At 71.0% G+C, this 18,037-nt stretch carries 15 protein-coding genes; 5 read left to right on the top strand and 10 right to left on the bottom strand.

Annotated elements, in window-relative coordinates; genetic code table 11:
• The first annotated feature begins 8 nt into the window (after positions 1 to 8).
• The gene (locus ACYVGI_RS03195) at positions 9 to 3,452 is read left to right on the top strand and encodes an efflux RND transporter permease subunit (RefSeq protein ID WP_460631203.1); all 3,444 of its coding nucleotides are present in this window, start codon (positions 9 to 11) and stop codon (positions 3,450 to 3,452) included.
• Between the two features lie 74 nt (positions 3,453 to 3,526).
• Here ACYVGI_RS03195 and ACYVGI_RS03190 read toward each other — a convergent pair whose 3' ends face one another.
• Positions 3,527 to 4,807 (bottom strand): epoxide hydrolase family protein, encoded by a 1,281-nt coding sequence (locus ACYVGI_RS03190; RefSeq protein WP_460631202.1) that lies wholly within the window; start codon positions 4,805 to 4,807, stop codon positions 3,527 to 3,529.
• A 60-nt stretch (positions 4,808 to 4,867) separates the two neighbouring features.
• On the opposite strand from ACYVGI_RS03190, the gene ACYVGI_RS03185 reads away from it, so the two are divergent.
• Entirely contained in the window at positions 4,868 to 5,818 is a 951-nt protein-coding gene (locus ACYVGI_RS03185; protein WP_460631201.1) for a helix-turn-helix transcriptional regulator, read from the top strand.
• A gap of 197 nt (positions 5,819 to 6,015) precedes the next feature.
• Entirely contained in the window at positions 6,016 to 6,927 is a 912-nt protein-coding gene (locus tag ACYVGI_RS03180) for an arginase family protein (RefSeq protein WP_460631200.1), read from the top strand.
• A gap of 141 nt (positions 6,928 to 7,068) precedes the next feature.
• Here ACYVGI_RS03180 and hutI read toward each other — a convergent pair whose 3' ends face one another.
• The 3 genes from hutI to hutH are packed head-to-tail and all read right to left on the bottom strand — an operon-like array spanning position 7,069 to position 11,550.
• Complete coding sequence (hutI, locus tag ACYVGI_RS03175) at positions 7,069 to 8,304, bottom strand: imidazolonepropionase (protein ID WP_460631199.1); 1,236 nt, start codon at positions 8,302 to 8,304, stop codon at positions 7,069 to 7,071.
• Positions 8,305 to 8,306: 2 nt separating this feature from the next.
• The gene (gene hutU, locus ACYVGI_RS03170; RefSeq protein WP_460631198.1) at positions 8,307 to 9,962 is read right to left on the bottom strand and encodes a urocanate hydratase; all 1,656 of its coding nucleotides are present in this window, start codon (positions 9,960 to 9,962) and stop codon (positions 8,307 to 8,309) included.
• A 40-nt stretch (positions 9,963 to 10,002) separates the two neighbouring features.
• The gene (gene hutH, locus ACYVGI_RS03165; RefSeq protein ID WP_460631197.1) at positions 10,003 to 11,550 is read right to left on the bottom strand and encodes a histidine ammonia-lyase; all 1,548 of its coding nucleotides are present in this window, start codon (positions 11,548 to 11,550) and stop codon (positions 10,003 to 10,005) included.
• Positions 11,551 to 11,743: 193 nt separating this feature from the next.
• Between hutH and ACYVGI_RS03160 the strand changes: the two genes are divergently transcribed.
• Positions 11,744 to 12,502, top strand: coding sequence for an IclR family transcriptional regulator (locus tag ACYVGI_RS03160; RefSeq protein WP_460631196.1), 759 nt, complete (start codon positions 11,744 to 11,746; stop codon positions 12,500 to 12,502).
• 9 nt (positions 12,503 to 12,511) lie between these two features.
• Here the strand turns inward: ACYVGI_RS03160 and ACYVGI_RS03155 are convergent, their stop codons facing one another.
• The 6 genes from ACYVGI_RS03155 to ACYVGI_RS03130 form a co-directional block, all read right to left on the bottom strand.
• Complete coding sequence (locus ACYVGI_RS03155; protein WP_460631195.1) at positions 12,512 to 13,678, bottom strand: S1C family serine protease; 1,167 nt, start codon at positions 13,676 to 13,678, stop codon at positions 12,512 to 12,514.
• A 53-nt stretch (positions 13,679 to 13,731) separates the two neighbouring features.
• A complete protein-coding gene (locus tag ACYVGI_RS03150) occupies positions 13,732 to 14,208 on the bottom strand; it encodes a GNAT family N-acetyltransferase (protein ID WP_460631194.1) in 477 nt (158 codons plus the stop codon).
• Positions 14,209 to 14,283: 75 nt separating this feature from the next.
• Complete coding sequence (locus tag ACYVGI_RS03145; protein ID WP_055898457.1) at positions 14,284 to 14,556, bottom strand: DUF2277 domain-containing protein; 273 nt, start codon at positions 14,554 to 14,556, stop codon at positions 14,284 to 14,286.
• Positions 14,557 to 14,665: 109 nt separating this feature from the next.
• Positions 14,666 to 15,106: an SRPBCC family protein gene (locus tag ACYVGI_RS03140; RefSeq protein ID WP_460631193.1), complete on the bottom strand. Its 441-nt coding sequence runs from the start codon at positions 15,104 to 15,106 to the stop codon at positions 14,666 to 14,668.
• A 4-nt stretch (positions 15,107 to 15,110) separates the two neighbouring features.
• Positions 15,111 to 16,652 (bottom strand): phytoene desaturase family protein, encoded by a 1,542-nt coding sequence (locus ACYVGI_RS03135; RefSeq protein WP_460631192.1) that lies wholly within the window; start codon positions 16,650 to 16,652, stop codon positions 15,111 to 15,113.
• 103 nt (positions 16,653 to 16,755) lie between these two features.
• Positions 16,756 to 17,139 carry a hypothetical protein gene (locus ACYVGI_RS03130; protein ID WP_460631191.1) on the bottom strand — a complete coding sequence of 128 codons (384 nt, stop codon included), beginning with the start codon at positions 17,137 to 17,139 and terminating at the stop codon, positions 16,756 to 16,758.
• A gap of 98 nt (positions 17,140 to 17,237) precedes the next feature.
• Between ACYVGI_RS03130 and ACYVGI_RS03125 the strand changes: the two genes are divergently transcribed.
• The gene (locus ACYVGI_RS03125) at positions 17,238 to 17,981 is read left to right on the top strand and encodes an HAD family hydrolase (RefSeq protein WP_460631190.1); all 744 of its coding nucleotides are present in this window, start codon (positions 17,238 to 17,240) and stop codon (positions 17,979 to 17,981) included.
• Positions 17,982 to 18,037: the final 56 nt, after the last annotated feature.

Here is an 18,037-nt window from a genome sequence, read left to right as displayed (position 1 = left end):
AAAAGCCTGTGCACTTTCTCGCCGTCCTGAGTATGAAGAACCGCGCGCTCATCGCGCTCGTCACGATCGTGGCCGCGGTGTTCGGTGGCCTGGCGCTGACGAACCTCAAGCAGGAGCTCGCGCCCACCATCTCGTTCCCGCAGCTCGCCGTCATCACGAGCTACCCCGGCGCATCGCCCGAGGTGGTCAACAACGACGTGAGCACGCCGGTCGAGAACGCCATCCAGGGCGTGCCCGACCTCGAGAGCACGTCGGCGGTGAGCAGCACCAACCAGTCGATCATCACCGCCAAGTTCACCTACGGCACAGACCTCGCCACGGCGGAGCAGAAGATCGACCAGGCGATCAACCGCATCAAGTCCACCCTGCCGAGCTCGGTCGACCCGCAGGTGTTCTCCGGCAGCATCGACGACTTCCCTGTCATCCAGCTCGCGGTCACCAGCAACCAGGACTCCCGCACGCTCGCGGACAACATCACCAAGCTGGTCCTCCCCGACATCAAGGACGTCTCCGGCGTCAACGACGCCCAGCTCGTCGGCGAGGTCGGCCAGCGCGTCACCATCACGCCAGACACGGCCAAGCTCGCGGCGGCCGGGGTCACCACGCAGTCGATCAAGGACGCGCTGCAGCAGAACGGCGTGCTCGTTCCCGGCGGGTCGATCACCGAGGACGGCAAAACGCTCTCGGTGCAGTCCGGCAAGAAGCTGACGTCGCTCGACGACATCACGGCGCTGCCGCTCCTCCGGTCCGCCTCCGCCTCCGCGTCGGGTGCGGGTGCGGGTGCCGGTGCAGGGGCGGGTGCCGGTGCAGGGGCGTCGGGTGGCGCATCGGGCGCTGGCGCTGGCGCGACCGGCGCCGCGGCAGCAGCCGCCGCAGCAGCAGCGGCCACTCCGCCGACCATCGGCGACGTCGCGACCGTTCAGAAGACCGACGACCCCACCACGTCGATCTCCCGCGTCGACGGAAAGCCGGCGCTGACCATCGCGGTCACCAAGCTGCCCTCCGCCAACACGGTCGAGGTCTCGCACGGCGTCAGCGACCTCATCGACAGCATCCAGACCAAGCTCGGCGACGGCGCGAAAGTCACGGTCGTGTTCGATCAGGCCCCGTTCATCACCCAGTCGATCAACTCGCTCACCGAGGAGGGCCTGCTCGGCCTCCTGATGGCGGTCATCGTCATCCTGGTGTTCCTGCTGTCGATCCGGTCGACCCTGGTCACCGCCATCTCCATCCCGACCAGCGTGCTCATCACGTTCATCGTGATGTGGGCGACGGGCTACACGCTCAACATCATCACGCTCGGCGCGCTCACCATCGCGATCGGTCGTGTGGTCGACGACTCCATCGTCGTCATCGAGAACATCAAGCGACAACTCGTGGCCGGTGTCGACAGGGCGGCGACCATCGTCAAGGCCGTGCGCGAGGTGGCGGGCGCGATCACCGCATCCACCATCACCACGGTCGCCGTGTTCCTGCCGCTCGCGTTCGTCGGCGACGTGACAGGCGAGCTGTTCCGGCCGTTCGCCCTGACCGTGACCATCGCACTGCTCTCGTCGCTGCTCGTCTCACTGACGATCGTGCCGGTGCTGGCGTACTGGTTCCTCCGCCCTCCGAAGGCGCGCAAGCACGAGGGAGGGGCAGAGGCCTCCGACGCGTCGCACCTCTCCATCGAGGAGGCGATGGCCGCGGGCGAGGACGAGCTGGAGCATCCGTCGCGGCTGCAGCGCGGCTACCTGCCGATCATCCACTGGACGCTGCGGCACTCGGTCGCCACCGTGCTCATCGCGGTCGTCGTGCTGGTCGGCACCCTGGCGCTGACCCCGCTGATGAAGACCAACTTCCTCGGGTCCACGGGTCAGAACACGCTCTCGATCACGCAGACCCTCGCGCCAGGAGCCTCGTTGCAGGCCAAGGACGACGCATCCAAGGTCGTCGAGCAGAAGCTCATCGACACCAAGGGCGTCAAGACGGTCCAGGTCTCCATCGGGTCGAGCGGCGCATCCCTGCAGGCCGCGTTCACCGGGGGCGGCGGCAACACCACGTTCTCGGTCACCACCGATCCGGATGCGGACCAGGACGCCCTCAAGAGCACGATCGAGGACGAGCTCGCCGCGATCACAGACCAGGGTGAGATCACGGTCTCGGCGCAGAGCGGCTTCGGCGGTTCGAGCGACATCGAGATCGACATCACGGCCACCAGCAACGAAGACCTGCAGAAGGCCACCGACTCGGTCGTCGCCGAGGTCAAGAAGCAGGATGCGGTCAAGCAGGTCACCGACAACGTGAGCGCATCGCTGCCGTACGTCGCGGTGAACGTCGACCGCGCGAAGGCTGCGGCGGCAGGGCTCAGCGAGGTCGCGGTCGGCGGGATCGTCTCGCAGGCGATGCAGCCGACGCAGGCCGGGTCCATCGCGCTCGACAACTCCACGCTCAACATCTACATCCAGAGCGACAACCCGCCGACCACGGTCGCCCAGTTGTCCGAGCTGCAGATCCCGACGGTCACCGGACCTGTCGCGCTGAGCACGCTCGCGACGGTCCAGGAGACCAACGGGCCGTCCACGGTCACGACCGAGCGCGGTCTGCGCACCTCGACGGTCACGGCGACCCCGGCGTCCGACAACCTCGGCACGGCGAACACGGCCGTGACCACCGCCCTCAAGGATGCGAAGCTTCCCGCGGGCTCGACCGCGAAGATCGGCGGGGTCTCGTCCAGCCAGTCCGACGCGTTCTCGCAGCTCGGTATCGCCCTGCTTGCGGCCATCCTGATCGTCTACATCGTGATGGTGGCGACGTTCCGGTCGCTGCGCCAGCCGCTGTTGCTCCTGGTCTCCGTGCCGTTCGCAGCGACCGGCGCCATCGCACTGCAGATCATCTCGGGCATCCCGCTCGGAGTCGCATCCCTGATCGGTGTGCTGATGCTGATCGGCATCGTGGTGACGAACGCGATCGTCCTCATCGACCTCGTCAACCAGTACCGGCGACGCGGGATGTCCGTGCCGGAGGCGGTCGCCCACGGTGCGTCCCGCCGTCTGCGCCCGATCCTGATGACGGCGCTCGCGACCATCGCGGCGCTGACGCCGATGGCGATCGGACTCACCGGCCACGGCGGCTTCATCTCGCAGCCCCTCGCCATCGTGGTCATCGGCGGCCTGGTGTCGTCGACGCTGCTGACGCTCATCGTGCTCCCGACGCTGTACAACCTCGTCGAGGGTGCACGCGACCGCAGGGCAGCCAAGCGCGCCGCGAAGCGGGCGGCGGCGGGCGGCCCTGACGGCGGCGGCGACGGTGTGGGCGGTGCCGGCGGAAGCGGCGGCAGCGGCGGAGATGGCGGCAGCGGCGGCCCCGGTGACGGCCGCGGGCCCGCGACCGATGGACCGGCCGCTCCCGGCAACGGCACGGCGGCCGAGCCGCCCGTCTGGACCGCCCCGGCAGGCGGCCAGCAGCGCTAGCGCGCCGGACGACGAGATGCCAGTAACTGTCGCGCCCCGCCAAGACGGCGGCGCAGTTACTGGCATCTCGTGCGTCAGCGGGCGCGGAGGGTTGTGGAGAACTGACGGATGTCGGCGGCCAGGACCTCGGGACGCTCCAGGGCGGCGTAGTGGCCGCCCCCGTCGAACTCGGACCAGTGCACGATGGTGTCGTTGTCCCGCTCCGCGAACGTGCGGATGGATCTGAAGTCGTCGGAGAAGACGGCGACGCCGATCGGGGAGTGATTCACCGCCGGCTCGGCGCCGGCGTGGGCTTCCTCGTAGTGGTAGCGGCCCATCGTCGCCGACGTGTTCGTGAACCACTCGAGCGACGCCTCGGTGAGGATCTGCTCGGTGGTCACCAGGCTCGTCCCGTTGCCGAACGACTGGAACAGTTCGTTCCACGCGAACTGCCCGATCGGCGAGTCGGAGATGCCGACCGCGACGGTCTGCGGGCGGCTGGAGTTGATGGCGTTGTAGCCGCCGACCGACTGGAACCACTTCATATGCTCGAGCGCGGCGTAGTCCTTCGGCTCCAGCTTCTCGAACTCGGCCGGGTCGCCGGACGGGAAGGAGAACAACTGCAGCACGTGCGAGCCGAGATACCCATCCGGTGCCGCAAGGCCGAGCTCGCGGGCGACCATCGCCCCCCCGTCGCTGCCGTGGGAGATGTACTCGTCGTAGCCGAGCCGGTGCATCAGGGTGTCGAACGTGCGGGCGACGCGCGCCATCGTCCAGCCGCGCTCGACCACCGGCGTGCTGAACCCGAACCCTGGCAGGGACGGGACGACGACATCGAACGCGTCCTCGGCGCGCCCGCCGTGGGCGACAGGGTCGACGAGCGGCCCGATCAGGTCGAGGAAGTCCACGAAACTGCCCGGGTAGCTGTGCACCAGGAGCAGGGGCGTAGCGTCGGCCTCCGCCGACCGGACGTGCAGGAAGTGGATGCGCTGGCCGCCGACCTCCGTGAGGTAGCCGGGGAAGGCGTTGATCCGTTCCTCCTGCGCGCGCCAGTCGAACGACTTCCACGCCTCGGCGACCTCGCGCAGGTAGGAGTTCGGCACGCCGTACTGCCAATCGTCCTCGTCGGGCACCGGCAGGGGCAGCCGGGTGCGGTCGAGGCGCTCGCGTAGGTCCGCGAGATCGGCGTCGGAGACGGCGACGCGGAACGGGGTGATGGCGGCATCGGCTGCGGAGGCGGAGGCGGCGGTGGCGGTGGCGGCGGCATCGGAGGCGGAGGCGGAGGCGGCGGCGATGGAGGCTGCGGAGGTCGACGAGGAGTCGGAGACGGCGGACGTTGCCGCGGCGGTGGTGCTGGGGTTCGTCTGGGTTGTCATAGCCTTACTGTAGAAACGTAATAGGAACGCATGATTCCGCTTTGTGCGATGATCTTCGGCATGGCAGACACCGCATCCCGGATGCTGCGCATCCTGAGCCTGTTGCAGGTTCGTCCGGCGTGGACGGCGACCGAGCTCGCCGCCCGCCTCGACGTGAGCGCGCGCACGATCCGCAACGACGTGGAGCGGCTGCGCGAACTCGGCTACCCGGTGGATGCGGTGCGCGGCCCCGCCGGTCACTACCGCCTCGGCTCCGGCGGCACGATGCCGCCACTGCTTCTCGACGACGAGGAGGCGGTCGCGGTGACCATCGGGCTGCGCGCGGCGACCGGCATCAGCGGCGTCGAGGAGAGCACGGCCCGGGCGCTCCGCAAACTGGAGCAGGTGCTGCCGAATCGCCTGCGCATCACGGTCGCTGCGGTGTCGGAGACGGTGTCGAAGGCGCCGGAGAACACCGGAAGCAACGTCGAGGACCCTGAGGTGGACGCGGAGGTGCTGTCCGCGATCGCCACGGCCATCCACGATCACCACTGGCTGCGTTTCGACGAGCAGGGCGAGCAGTGGCTCGTGGAGCCGTACCGCCTGGTCAACTGGCAGCGCCGCTGGTATCTGGTGGCACGGGATGCGCGCTCCGGCGAGTGGGCGGCGCACCGCGTCGACTGGCTGACGCTCCGGATGCCGACGCGCCGCCCGTTCGAGCCGCGCCCTCTCGATGGCGAGGATTACTCGAGCTTCGTGCTGAGGACGGTGTCGTCGACGGGCTGGGCGATCCACGCGCGCATCCTGGTCTTCGCCTCGGCGGAGGAGGTGGTCTCGCGCATCAACGCGGCGGTCGGGGTGGTGGAGCCGGTCGACGACACGACCTGCGTGCTGGTCACGGGCGGCGACAGCGTGGAGATCATCGCGGTGTATATCGGGATGCTGGGGTTGGATTTCCGGGTGACGGCGCCGGCCGAGCTGGTGCATCGGGTGCGGGAGCTGGGGGCGCGATACGCGCGGGCGGTGGAGTGAGTCGCGGTGGGGTTCGGATGTGGGGACGTGACGTGGAGGACGGGGCTGCGCCGGTGGGAAGGGTGCGGGAGCCGGGGCGCGGTACGCGCGCGCGGTGACGCGATGCGATGTGGGCGCGTGCGGCAACCGTCCGCGATCCCAGACGGCGAACGCCGCTACGGGTGCCGCGCATCCGGTGCAGTTGCTACGGTCGCGGTATGAGCACTCGTGCGTTGTCCGTCGATCCGCTGTGGCCGCGCGCGGGAAGCTGGCCGTCGATCGCCGAGCTCCCTGCAGACGCTGACGTCGACCTGGCCCTTCTGGGCATCCCGACCTGGCGCACCTCGCTGTCGGCGACCGGAGCCGGCGCGACTCCCGAGGCGGTGCGTTCGGCGCTGCGGTATTACTCGACGTTCGCGCAGGGCCTGGAGACGGAACGGCTGGTCTGTGCGGACGCCGGAGACGTGCGCGAGCCGGACGGGCCGGAAGGCGAGGCGCGCGCGATCGCGGCGATGGCGGATGGGGTCGCCCGCTCGCGGGTGACCGTGGCGGTCGGCGGCGACAACGCGCTGACCGTTCCCGCGGCGCTCGGCGCGTGGGGCGACGACCTGGGGACTGCCGGGCTCATCACCCTCGACGCGCACCACGATCTGCGCGACGGCGTCTCGAACGGGTCGCCGGTGCGACGGCTGGTGGAGGCCGGTCTCGCCGGGCGGAGGGTGGTGCAGATCGGGATCGCCGACTTCGCCAACTCTCGCGCGTACACGGCGCGGGCGGAGGAGTACGGCATCACAGTCGTGCACCGGGATGCGCTGCACCACCGTCCGATCGACGACGTGATGGCCGAAGCGCTCGAAGGCGCAGGCGCGGCAGACGGGCCGATCCATGTGGACTTGGACGTCGACGTGTGCGACCGGTCGGTGGCGCCGGGCTGCCCCGCGTCGATTCCTGGCGGGCTGGCCGCGTGGGAGCTCCGCCGTTTCGCGCGGCTGGCCGGCGCGGATGAGGCGGTGCGATCGGTCGACATCGCCGAAGTGGATGCGACGGCCGACGTCGCCGACGGACGCACGGTGCGGCTCGCGGCACTTCTGGTGCTGGAGGTGGCGGCGGGACTCGCCGCCCGCGGCTGACGCGGGTGGCCGCTCGCGGGCTCGCTCGGCAGGAGAATTCTCTGGGTTCGCGCGCGAACTCCGTTCGGAAGGAGATCGCGGCGGCGTGTCGTGGTGGCGCTCCTGTCTTAGTCGCGGCGGGCGCCCGCCAGCGCGCCGGGCTCACGCGCGCGGCGGGCTCACGCGCGCGCCGTCGCGGTAGACCGCATCCACCAGCGGCACGCCCGGGCGGTATGCGAGGTGCACGTATCCCGGCGCTCGCAGCACGGCGAAGTCGGCCAGCGCCCCCGGCGCGAGGTGCCCCACGTCGGTCCGCCGCAGCGCCGCCGCCCCGCCCGCCGTCGCAGACCAGACCGCTTCGGCGGGCGTCATGCCCATGTCGCGCACGGCGACCGCGATGCAGAACGGCATCGACGAGGTGAACGAGGAGCCGGGGTTGCAGTCGCTCGCGAGGGCGACGGTGGCCCCTGCATCGAGGAGGCGGCGCGCATCCGGATATGGCTGGCGGGTGGAGAACTCGACGCCGGGGAGCAGCGTGGCGACCGTGTCGGAGGCGGCGAGGCGGGAGACGTCGTCGTCGGTGAGGTAGGTGCAGTGGTCGACGCTCGCGGCGTCCAGCGACACGGCGAGGGCGATGCCGAGGCCGGGCGCGAGCTGGCTGGCATGGACGCGCACGCCCAGTCCGCGTGCCGCACCGGCCGAGAGGATGCGGTGCGACTGCTCCGGGGTGAAGGCGCCGGTCTCGCAGAAGACGTCGATCCAGCGGGCGTGCGGCGCGCACGCATCCAGCATTGGGCCGACCACGAGGTCGACGTAGGCGTCCGGGTCGCCGGCGTACTCGGCGGGGACGACGTGCGCGCCGAGGAAGGTGGTCTCGGAGGTCACCCGCGAGGCCAGGCGCAGCAGCCTGGCCTCGTCGTCGACGGTGAGGCCGTAGCCGCTTTTCACCTCGAAGGTGGTGGTGCCCTGGGCGTGCAGTTCGGCGACGAAACCGTCCAGGCGGGCGGCGAGAAACGCATCCGTCGCCTCCCTGGTCGCAGCGACGGTGCTGCGTATGCCGCCGGCGGAATACGGCTGGCCGGACATCCGTGCCTCGAACTCCGCCGCGCGGTCGCCACCGAACACGAGGTGCGTGTGGCTGTCGACGAAACCGGGGATGACCGCCGCGCCTCCAACATCAACGACCTCTGCCAGCGCGGCGGTCGCCGCGAGCTCGGCGGGCAGCGCCGAGGCCTCACCCGACCACAGCACGCGACCGTCCGCGACGAGCAGCGACGCCGACGACACCAGCCCGAGCGTGCCGGGCCGGGCCGGATCGTTGGTGACGAGTTCGCCGATCCCGGTCACGAGCAGGGGAGCCTGACTCGTCGGCTCGGCGCGACCCCGATCCGCGTCCACGCTCACCCCTCCCGCATCGGGATGCGCAGCCCGCGTTCCTCCGCGACCTCCACCGCCCGCTCGTAGCCCGCATCCACGTGCCGCATCACGCCGGTGCCGGGGTCGTTGATCAGCACGCGCTCGATCTTCTCCGCCGCGAGCGGGGTGCCGTCCGCGACGATCACCTGGCCCGCGTGGATGGAGCGGCCGATTCCGACGCCGCCCCCGTGGTGGATGGACACCCAGGTGGCGCCGGACGCCGTGTTCAGCAGGGCGTTCAGGAGGGGCCAGTCGGCGATCGCGTCGGAACCGTCCGCCATCGACTCGGTCTCGCGGTACGGCGACGCGACAGAGCCGGAGTCGAGGTGGTCGCGGCCGATGGCGATCGGGGCGGAGAGTTCGCCGCTGGCGACCATCTCGTTGAACTTCAGCCCTGCGAGGTGGCGCTCCTTGTATCCGAGCCAGCAGATGCGGGCGGGAAGACCCTCGAAGTGCACCTTCTCGCGCGCCTGGGTGATCCAGCGGCGCAGGTGTTCGTCCTCCGGGAACAGCTCCAGGATGGCGCGGTCGGTCGCCGCGATGTCGGCCGGGTCGCCGGACAGTGCTGCCCAGCGGAACGGTCCTTTGCCCTCGGCGAACAGCGGCCGGATGTATGCGGGCACGAAACCGGGGAAGTCGAACGCGCGCTCGTAGCCCCCCAGCTCGGCCTCTGCGCGGAGGGAGTTGCCGTAGTCGAACACCTCGGCGCCCGCATCCTGGAATCCCACCATCGCCTCGACGTGCTTCGCCATCGACGCACGGGATGCGGCGGTGAAGGCCTCGGGGTCGGCGGCGGCCGCATTGTGCCACTCCGCCACCGAGCAGCCCTCCGGCAGGTAGCTGAGCGGGTCGTGTGCGCTGGTCTGGTCGGTGACCACGTCGATCGGTACTCCGCGGGCCAGCAGTTCGGGGAAGACCGTCGCCGCGTTCCCGACGAGGCCGACCGACAGCGGGATGCGCGCCTCCTTGGCGGCGAGCACCCTGCGGACAGCGTCGTCCAGGTCGTCGGCGAGCTCGTCGAGGTAGCCGTGGTCGATGCGGCGCTGCAGCCTGGTCTGGTCGACGTCAACGATGAGCACCACGCCCTCGTTCATGGTGACCGCGAGCGGCTGCGCTCCGCCCATGCCGCCGGCGCCGCCGGTGAGGGTGATCGTTCCGGCGAGGGTGCCGCCGAACCGCTTGGCCGCGACGGCCGCGAAGGTTTCGTATGTGCCCTGGAGGATGCCCTGGGTGCCGATGTAGATCCACGACCCCGCTGTCATCTGGCCGTACATGGTGAGCCCGAGCGCTTCGAGGCGGCGGAACTCCGGCCAGGTGGCCCAGTCGCCCACGAGGTTCGAGTTGGCGATGAGCACCCGCGGCGCCCACTCGTGCGTGCGGAACACGCCGACCGGTTTGCCGGACTGCACCAGCAGCGTCTCGTCCGGTTCGAGGTCGCGCAGGGTGCGGACGATCGCGTCGAACGCCTCCCAGCTCCGGGCGGCGCGGCCGGTGCCGCCGTAGACCACGAGGTCGTCGGGACGCTCGGCGACGTCGGGGTCGAGGTTGTTCATGAGCATCCGGAGCGGTGCCTCGGTCTGCCAGCTCTTCGCGCTGATGGTGGTGCCGCGCGGGGCGCGGACCTCTCGTGCTCCCTGCATGTGGTGTTCTCCTCTTCGGTGAGTGAATAGGTGGCCGCGGTCAGCCGAGCGGTCCGGTCACGCGTTCTGCGGCGGCGAGCACGCGGCCCGACTGCACGAGCGCGACCACGGCCTCGATCTCGGGGGACAGGTAGCGATCCGATCCGGGACCTGCGACCACAGAGCGCACCTCGGCGATGACGGCGCCGGTCGCCGCTCCCGGCTGTAACGGCGCGCGCAGGTCCGCCCCGCGCGCAGCGGTCATGACCTCGATGGCGAGCACCCGGCCGAGCCCGTCGACCGAGCGGCGGAGCTTGCGGGCGGCGGCCCAGCCCATCGAGACGTGGTCCTCCTGCATGGCCGACGACGGGATGGAATCGACAGAGGCTGGACCGGCGAGCCGTTTGAGCTCGGAGACGATGCCGGCAGCCGTGTACTGCGCGATCATCAGACCGGAGTCGACGCCGACCTCGTGCGCCAGGAACGGGGTGAGCCCCTGGTTGCGGGCAGGGTCGAGGAACCGGTCGGTGCGGCGCTCGGACATGCTGGCGACATCGGCGGCCACGATCGCGAGGAAGTCGAGCACGTACGCCACGGGGGCGCCGTGGAAGTTGCCGTTCGACTCCACCCGTCCGTCGAGAGTGAGCACGGGGTTGTCGATGGCGGAGGCGAGTTCGCGCTCGGCGACGATGGTCGCGTGCGCGAGCGTGTCGCGTGCGCCGCCGTGCACCTGCGGGGCGCAGCGCAGCGAGTACGCGTCCTGAACGCGGGTGCACTCCGGGCCCTTGTGGCTCGCGACGATCGGGGACCCGGCGAGCATCGTGCGCAGGTTGGCGGCGGCGACGGCCTGGCCGTGCTGCGGGCGCAGCCGCTGCAGGTCGTCGGCGAACACCGCGTCGGTGCCGAGGAGGGCCTCGACGCTCATGGCCGCGGCGATGTCGGCCGTGCTCAGCAGGGCGGCGAGGTCGTGGATGGCGATGGCGAGCATCCCGAGCATCCCATCGGTGCCGTTGATGAGCGCGAGGCCCTCCTTCTCGGCGAGGACGACCGGGGCGATGCCGGCCGCAGCCAGAGCTGTGGATGCGTCGACCAGTTCGCCGCCGACCCGCACCTCGCCCTCGCCCATCGCCGCGAGGGCGCAGTGGGCGAGCGGGGCGAGGTCTCCGGAGCAGCCGAGCGAGCCGTACTCGCGCACCACAGGGGTGACGTCCGCGTTGAGCAGGGCGGCGTAGGTCTCGACGGTCGCGCGCTGGGCGCCGGTGCGGCCGGTCATCAGGGTGGAGAGGCGGAGCAGCATGAGTGCGCGGACGACCTCGCGCTCGACCTCCGGACCGGAGCCGGCCGCGTGGGAGCGGACGAGGCTCGCCTGCAACTGCGCGCGCCGGTCGCTCGGGATGAACGTGGTGGCGAGCGCGCCGAACCCGGTGGAGATGCCGTAGTGCGGCTCGACGTCGTCGGCGAGGGCTTCGACGATCGCGCGGGATGCCTCGACCTGGTCGAGCGAAGCCCTGTCGAGTTCGATGAGGGCGTCGTGGCGGGCGACGGCGACGACGTCCGCGACGCTGAGCGGGTGGGCGCCGACGGTGACGGCGTGCGTGGTGGTGGCCATGGTCCGATCACACTCCCTCGCGCCGCTCCGCGTCGCGCGTCTAGACTCATCCCCGTCCGGTATCCCAGACATGCGCCCGCCGAAGCAATCGAGCCGGGACTTATGCACGCTCGACGCGGCGTGTCGCGTACAGAGGTCCCGGCTCGATTGCTTCGGCGGGAGGGCCGGAGGGGGAGAGGGAGGCGGGAGCGTGGTGAGCAAGGTTCCGGCGGCGGAGAACACGCTGCGAGTACTGGAGTACCTGAGCGCGCAGCGCGGCCCGGTGCCGGCGGCGAACGTGGCGGCGGCACTGGGGCTGCCACGGTCGACGGTGTACCACCTGCTGGCGGTGCTGGGGGAGCACGGGTTCGTGCTGCACTTCCCGGAGGCGAAGCGGTACGGGCTCGGCGTCGCGGCGTACGAGCTCAGCTCGGCGTTCTCGCGGCAGGAGCCGCTGAGCAGGCTGGGGAGACCGATCCTCGCTGCGCTGGTCGACGGCATCGGGGAGTCCGGTCACGTGGCTGTGCTGCACGGGCGGGACGTGGTCTACATCGTGGAGGAGCGGGCACCGCGGCGACCCAGGCTGGTGACGGACGTCGGGGTCCGTCTGCCGAGCCACCTCACCGCGAGCGGCCGGGCGCTGCTCGCCACGCTCCCGGCCGGTCAGCTCCGCGCTCTCTACCCCGATGCGGCGGCGTTCGAAGACCGCACCGGCTCCGGACCGCACACCTACGGCGAGCTGAAACGGGTGGTGGCCGAGGTGCGCGAGCGCGGATACGCGACAGAGGACGGCGAGGTGACGCCCGGATTCGCGTCGGTCGCTGTGCCGGTGCGCGACCACGCAGGGTGGCCAGCGGCCGGGATCGCCGTCACATTCCCGCGGGAGAATATTGCGCAGGAACGTTGGGATGCGCTGGCGGAGCGAGTGGCGGCGGCGGCGGCGGAACTGTCCAGGCGCATCCGGGGGAGCTGACGCCTAGGCCTACCCCTCGGCCAGGGTCACCGTGGTGGTGTGCCGCTGGCCGCCGCGCTCGTACTCGACCTTCACCTCGTCGCCGGGCTTGCTCGTGACCTGGATGGCGGTGAGCACGTCGATGCTGACCGCCGGCGACCCGTTGATCGCGGTGATGATGTCGCCCGGCCGGATGCCAGCGCTCGCCGCCGGCCCACCCCGTGTGACCGACTGGACGAACAGGCCGTCGCTCACTCCGTAGTGCTGGGCGACCGCGTGCGGGATGGGGACCGCATCCACCCCCGCCGTCGGGTAGCTGACGGTGCCGGTGTCGATGAGCTCGTGCGCGATCGGCATGGCCATCGCCTGGGGGACGGCGAACCCGATGCCGACGCTGCCCGTGCTGCGCTGGCCGTTGTCTCCGGGGACGGTCGCGATGGCCGTGTTCACTCCGACCAGGCGGCCGCTGCAGTCGACGAGCGCGCCGCCGGAGTTTCCGGGGTTGATCGAGGCGTCGGTCTGAATGGCTCCGACGAGGATCGCGTTGCGGTCATCGTCGCTCGGGACGGGGACGGTGCGGCCGAGCGCGCTCACGATGCCGGCGGTGACGGTGCTCGACAGGCCCAGCGGGGCGCCGAGGGCGACGACCGGTTCGCCGACGACGAGGGAGTGCGAGTCTCCGACGTCGATCACCGACAGCGACTTCTCGTTGGACACTTTGATGACGGCGAGGTCGGTCTTCGGGTCGCGGCCGGTGAGGGTGGCGTCCGCGGTGTGGCCGTCGCTGAACCGCACGGAGAGGGTGCCGCCCGATGCCGCGGGGGAGATCACGTGGTTGTTGGTCAGGATGTAGCCGTCGCTGCTAATGACCTGGCCGCTGCCGCTGCCTGTCCCCGTTCGGCCGACGACGTTGATGGTGACGATGCTCGGCAGCACCCGGTCGGCGACGTTGACGGCGTTACAGGCTCCGCTGGAACCGGCCGACAGAGCAACGGTGGTGATCGTGCCGGCGATGAAGCCGCCCGCGATCAGGATGAGGGCGGCAGCGGTGGCGAGTCCGGCGATCAGCCAGGCGCGGCCGCTGGTGGACGGGGCTGGGGCCGCAGGGGCCGCTGGGGTCGTGGGGGCCGCGGGGACCGCATCCACTGGCTCCGCCGCTTCGCCGGATGGCCTGGCTGCACTCGTGTCGTCGCTCATCGCTGGCCCTTTCCGCCGATGGCGTCAGGTTAGTGGCTCGCGCGCCGCCGACGCTAGAGAGCGCCGGTCTCGGCGAGCCTCTTCGCGTAACAGACCGAGTGCGGGTCGCCGATGTATGGCCCGAAGTTCGGGATGCGCGCATATCCGTTGCGCTCGTACAGCGCCATGGCCGCGTGCTGCAGCGGGCCCGTCTCGAGCTGCAGCGTGGCGACGCCGGACGCCGAAGCCTGGGCTTCCACCGCGCCGAGCAGGGAGGACGCGAGGCCGCGGCCCCGCGCATCCTCGTGCACGAACATCCGTTTGACCTCGGCAGAGCCGTCCGCCTTGGTGACGAGGGCCGCCATGCCGAGGGCGCGACCGGACTCGTCGCGGCCGACGAAAACCGTCACGCCGGGCATCTCCAGCTCGGACACATCCAGCAGGTAGCAGCTCTCAGCCGGGTAGAGCGCGAAGGTGAACTCGTCGCCGAGGCGCAGCAGCTCCTCGACGTCGGGGTTGCGCGGCGGCTCTGCGGCGATGGCGGTGTGCATGGCGACGATCGTAGCGAGCGGTCGTTGCGAGGATGTTTCACGCCCGGCGCGTTCGCCAGGTCGCGCCGGACGGCGCTATGCCGCAGCGAACCGCCGCGCCGATCGCTCCTTCGCCTTCGCCGCCTCTTCCTCGCGGTTCTTGGGCGGTGCGGTGGTGACCAGGTCTTCGAGGAGGTGCTGCGTGAGGTGGGCGATCTCGGCGACCGCCCGGTCGAACGCCTCGGCGTTGGCCTTGGACGGCTTCGTCGTTCCGCTGATCTTGCGCACGTACTGGAGCGCCGCCGCGTGCACTTCGTCGCTCGTCGCCGCCGGCTCGAAATTGTGGAGAGTGTGGATGTTCCTGCACATGCCACCGAGGGTACGCCGCCCCGCCGTCCACCGCAGCAATCGAGCCGGGACCTGTGCACACGACACGCCGACGCTGGACGGCGTGTCGCGTGCACAAGTCCCGGCTCGACTATTCGGCGGCGCGGCCCCGGGCGACGTGCTCGAGACGGCGCAGGGTCTCCACGTTGCGGATGTGCAGGATGATGTCGGCGATCGGCTTCGGGATGAGGCGGGCGGGGCCGCTGACGGGGTACTCCTCCATCCGCACCACGCATCCGGCGCCGCGGGGCTTCACGTCGACGATGACGCGCTCCTTGCCGACCGGGCGGGTCTTCGCGTCGAGCACCATCCGCCGCGGCGGATCCCAGGTGTCGACCACGGTCTCGTCGTCGAGCACGAACGGCCAGACGCCGATGGAGTGGTGCAGCTTGGAGCCTGGACGGGGGTAGCCAGGGTCTGCGGCTCGCAGCCGCGACGCCCCGACCACCCAGGTCGGGTACACCCATGGGTCCGCGAGGGCGACGAAGACCTGCTCGGGCGTGCACTCCAGTTCGCGGACGGTCACAGACATGCGGTCACTGCTCCGGGAGGCCGTCGGGGCGCAGCGACGCCTCGGCCGGGTCGATGGATGGATGCGCGCCTGCGCCGGGGATGACGGACGCGTCCGGTGCGAGCGACGGCATCACGCGCATCCCGAACTCGTGCCGCAGCGCGCTGCGCGCCGCGTAGTAGCCGACGAGCCCGTGCACTCCCGGGCCCGGCGCGGCGGAGGCGGAGGCGAGGTACAGGCCGCGGCCGGGCATCCGCCACGGGTCGGCGGACGCCACGGGGCGCGCGATGAGCTGGCGGAGGCTCGGCGCCCCCGCCGAGATGTCGCCGCCGACATAGTTGGGGTTGTACGCGGCCATCTCCACGGCCGTCTTGTGGGTGCTCGCGAGCACCACATCCCGGAAGCCGGGCGCGAAGCGTTCGATCTGCCGCGTGATCGCCTCCGTCTGGTCGACGGGGGAGCCCGCCGGCACGTGCGTGTACGCCCACAGCACATGCGTGCCCGCCGGAGCCCTGGTGCGGTCGAACAGCGACGGCTGGGAGACGAGCACGTACGGGTCGTCGCTGTGGCGTCCGGCGGCGACCTCGCGCTCGGAGCGGGCGACGGCCGCACGGGTGCCGCCGAGGTGCACGGTGGCAGACTCCAGCACTTCCGGGTTCGACCACGGAACCGGGCCGGAGAGGGCGAAGTCGACCTTGGCCACCCCGTTCCCGTTCCGGAAGGCGGAGATGCGGCGCAGGTAGGAGGGCGGCAGCCTGTCCTCGCCGAGGCGGGCGGCGGCCTCCGCGCCGGTGTCGAACAGGATGGCGCGTGCATCCGGCAGCTCGGCGAGCGAAGTGATCTCCGTTCCGGTGACAACTTCTCCACCGTGCGCGACGATGTCGGCCACCATCGCGTCGGCGATGGCCTGGCTCCCGCCGACCGGGATCGGCCAGCCGCGGGCGTGCGCGTATGTCGCGAGCGTCAGTCCGGCCGCGGCCCCGGCGATGCTCGGCAGGGCGAGGGTGGAGTGCGCGAACACTCCGGTGAGCATGGCGCCTGGTGCGTCCGTGCGGAAGAACGCATCCCACCACGGGCCGCCCTGGGCCAGCATGGTCGCGCCGAGCCGCGCGGCGACGAGCGGGTGCCGCGGCACCTGGAAGAGCTGCGAGCCGGTGAACTGGGCGACGGCATCCGCGTTTCGCACGAGCGGCCCGAGCGTCCGGAGCCACGCGGGCCCGTCGACGCCCAGCGCGTCGGCCGTGCGGTCGAGGTCGCGGTACGCTATCGCCGCCCTCCCGCCGTCCAGGGGATGCGCGTACGACGCGGTGGGGACGACGAACGGCACTCGCTGCTCGATGCCGAACCGCTGGAAGAACCCGGAGGCGAAAGCGAGCGGATGCACGGCCGAGCAGATGTCGTGCCGGAACCCGGGCAGCGTCACCTCTTCTGTGCGGGTGCCGCCTCCGACGGTCGCGTTGCGCTCGTAGACGCGCACGGAGAGCCCTGCGCGGGCGAGGGTGACAGCGGCCGACAGCCCGTTGGGGCCCGAGCCGATGACGATCGCGTCCGGAGTGGTGGAGCTCATGCCTCCCTGTATACCCCGTTATCGTCCAATTCGGCCGGGATGCGCGGAGCCGGGCGGCTCAGGGCAGGGCGGCTCAGAGGTGCGCGGCTCAGAGCCGGGCGGCTCAGAGCTGCGCGACGCTATCGGAGAGAGCGCCTGCTCCGTGCAGGGTGGCGGCGATGGCGTTCGCGGTCTGCTGGAAGGCGCTGTCGGTCTTGGCCGCTCCGATGGCTCCGCCCTTGAGCGCGCCTCCCGCCATGTTCCTGTTGAGGCGCGCGACGAGCCGTCCGTGCTGATCGACCATGAAGTCCACGAGGAAGGTCTGCTGGAAGCTGTTGCCGGCCAGACCGCCGAGGAGCACGGTCATGGCGGTGCTCCCGCGCTTGGCGAGCAGACCGCCCGCCGGGGTCGCCGTGACGGCGAACCCTTCGCTCTGGAGCGCGGTCGCGACGATGCGCCTGCCGTTCTCGTGGTCGCCGAGGATGAAGAAGTCGTGCGCTTTGGCCATGGGGTCAGCGTATCGCCAGAGGTTAACGCGTTGTGAACACTTGTTTCATGACAGAGAAAAGTATGAACAGAGCGTTCATGAGCGCATAAGCTGCACTCGTGAACGACCGCCAGACCCCCAGCAGACCGACCATCGTCCTCGACTTCGACGGGACCGTGTGCATCGGCGACGCCCCCGTGTGGGAGTACGCGGAGGCCGTGATCGCTGGAATCCTCGACGCCGGATCGACCGGACAGACCGACCTGGATGCGTCGCTCCGCGCCCGCCTCGGCGCGTTCCTCGACGGGGAGCCAGGCTCGCCCGCATACATCGACGGCTACGCGGCCGTCGCGGCGCTCGCAGCAGGGCACGCAGGCGACGGCCTGCTGCAGAGCGCGTACCAGACCAGCCGGCGGGCGCTCGCCGGGGGAACCGTCGCAGTGTCCGCGCCGGCCGGGCTCGCCGACTTCCTCGGCGGCCTGGGGGGAAGCGTCGAGCGCGTGCTCGTGACGAACGCGCCGCTCGACGGGGTGCGGGAGACGCTCGCGGCCATCGGGGTGGCCGACGCGATCGACCGCATCGTCACCGACGCGGACAAACCCGCCGGCTGGACCAGCCTCCTTCCGATGCTGCTCGACGGCAGGGAGCCGTCGCAGCTCCTGTCCGTGGGCGACATCTGGGGCAACGACCTCGCCCAGCCGCTCGCCGCCGGATGCGCCACCGCCCTCATCGACCGCTTCGGCCATCGCGCAGGACCTGCGCACCTGGTGGCGGCGGACTTCCCCGGCCTGTACGACGGCATCCGCCGCTGGGCGGCCGACCCCGCCGGGTTCACCGCCGCCCTTCACACCTCGGCCCATTGACCTCTCTCTCCACAGATCAGCACCACCCACCACTCGCAGTCCTCACCTCCGCACAG

It is taken from the genome of Leifsonia lichenia (genome assembly GCF_054780215.1).
The sequence above is the reverse complement of the archived record's forward strand: the minus strand, read 5'-3'. Positions and strand labels throughout refer to the sequence as shown.

Bases quoted from the DNA above. Each gene is read 5' to 3' on its own strand.
- ACYVGI_RS03145 (WP_055898457.1), bottom strand. From the start codon at position 14,556: ATGTGCAGGAACATCCACACTCTCCACAATTTCGAGCCGGCGGCGACG.
- ACYVGI_RS03190 (WP_460631202.1), bottom strand. From the start codon at position 4,807: ATGACAACCCAGACGAACCCCAGCACCACCGCCGCGGCAACGTCCGCC.
- ACYVGI_RS03140 (WP_460631193.1), bottom strand. From the start codon at position 15,106: ATGTCTGTGACCGTCCGCGAACTGGAGTGCACGCCCGAGCAGGTCTTC.
- ACYVGI_RS03130 (WP_460631191.1), bottom strand. From the start codon at position 17,139: ATGGCCAAAGCGCACGACTTCTTCATCCTCGGCGACCACGAGAACGGC.
- hutH (WP_460631197.1), bottom strand. From the start codon at position 11,550: ATGGCCACCACCACGCACGCCGTCACCGTCGGCGCCCACCCGCTCAGC.
- hutU (WP_460631198.1), bottom strand. From the start codon at position 9,962: ATGCAGGGAGCACGAGAGGTCCGCGCCCCGCGCGGCACCACCATCAGC.
- ACYVGI_RS03180 (WP_460631200.1), top strand. From the start codon at position 6,016: ATGAGCACTCGTGCGTTGTCCGTCGATCCGCTGTGGCCGCGCGCGGGA.
- ACYVGI_RS03155 (WP_460631195.1), bottom strand. From the start codon at position 13,678: ATGAGCGACGACACGAGTGCAGCCAGGCCATCCGGCGAAGCGGCGGAG.
- ACYVGI_RS03150 (WP_460631194.1), bottom strand. From the start codon at position 14,208: ATGCACACCGCCATCGCCGCAGAGCCGCCGCGCAACCCCGACGTCGAG.
- ACYVGI_RS03135 (WP_460631192.1), bottom strand. From the start codon at position 16,652: ATGAGCTCCACCACTCCGGACGCGATCGTCATCGGCTCGGGCCCCAAC.
- ACYVGI_RS03185 (WP_460631201.1), top strand. From the start codon at position 4,868: ATGGCAGACACCGCATCCCGGATGCTGCGCATCCTGAGCCTGTTGCAG.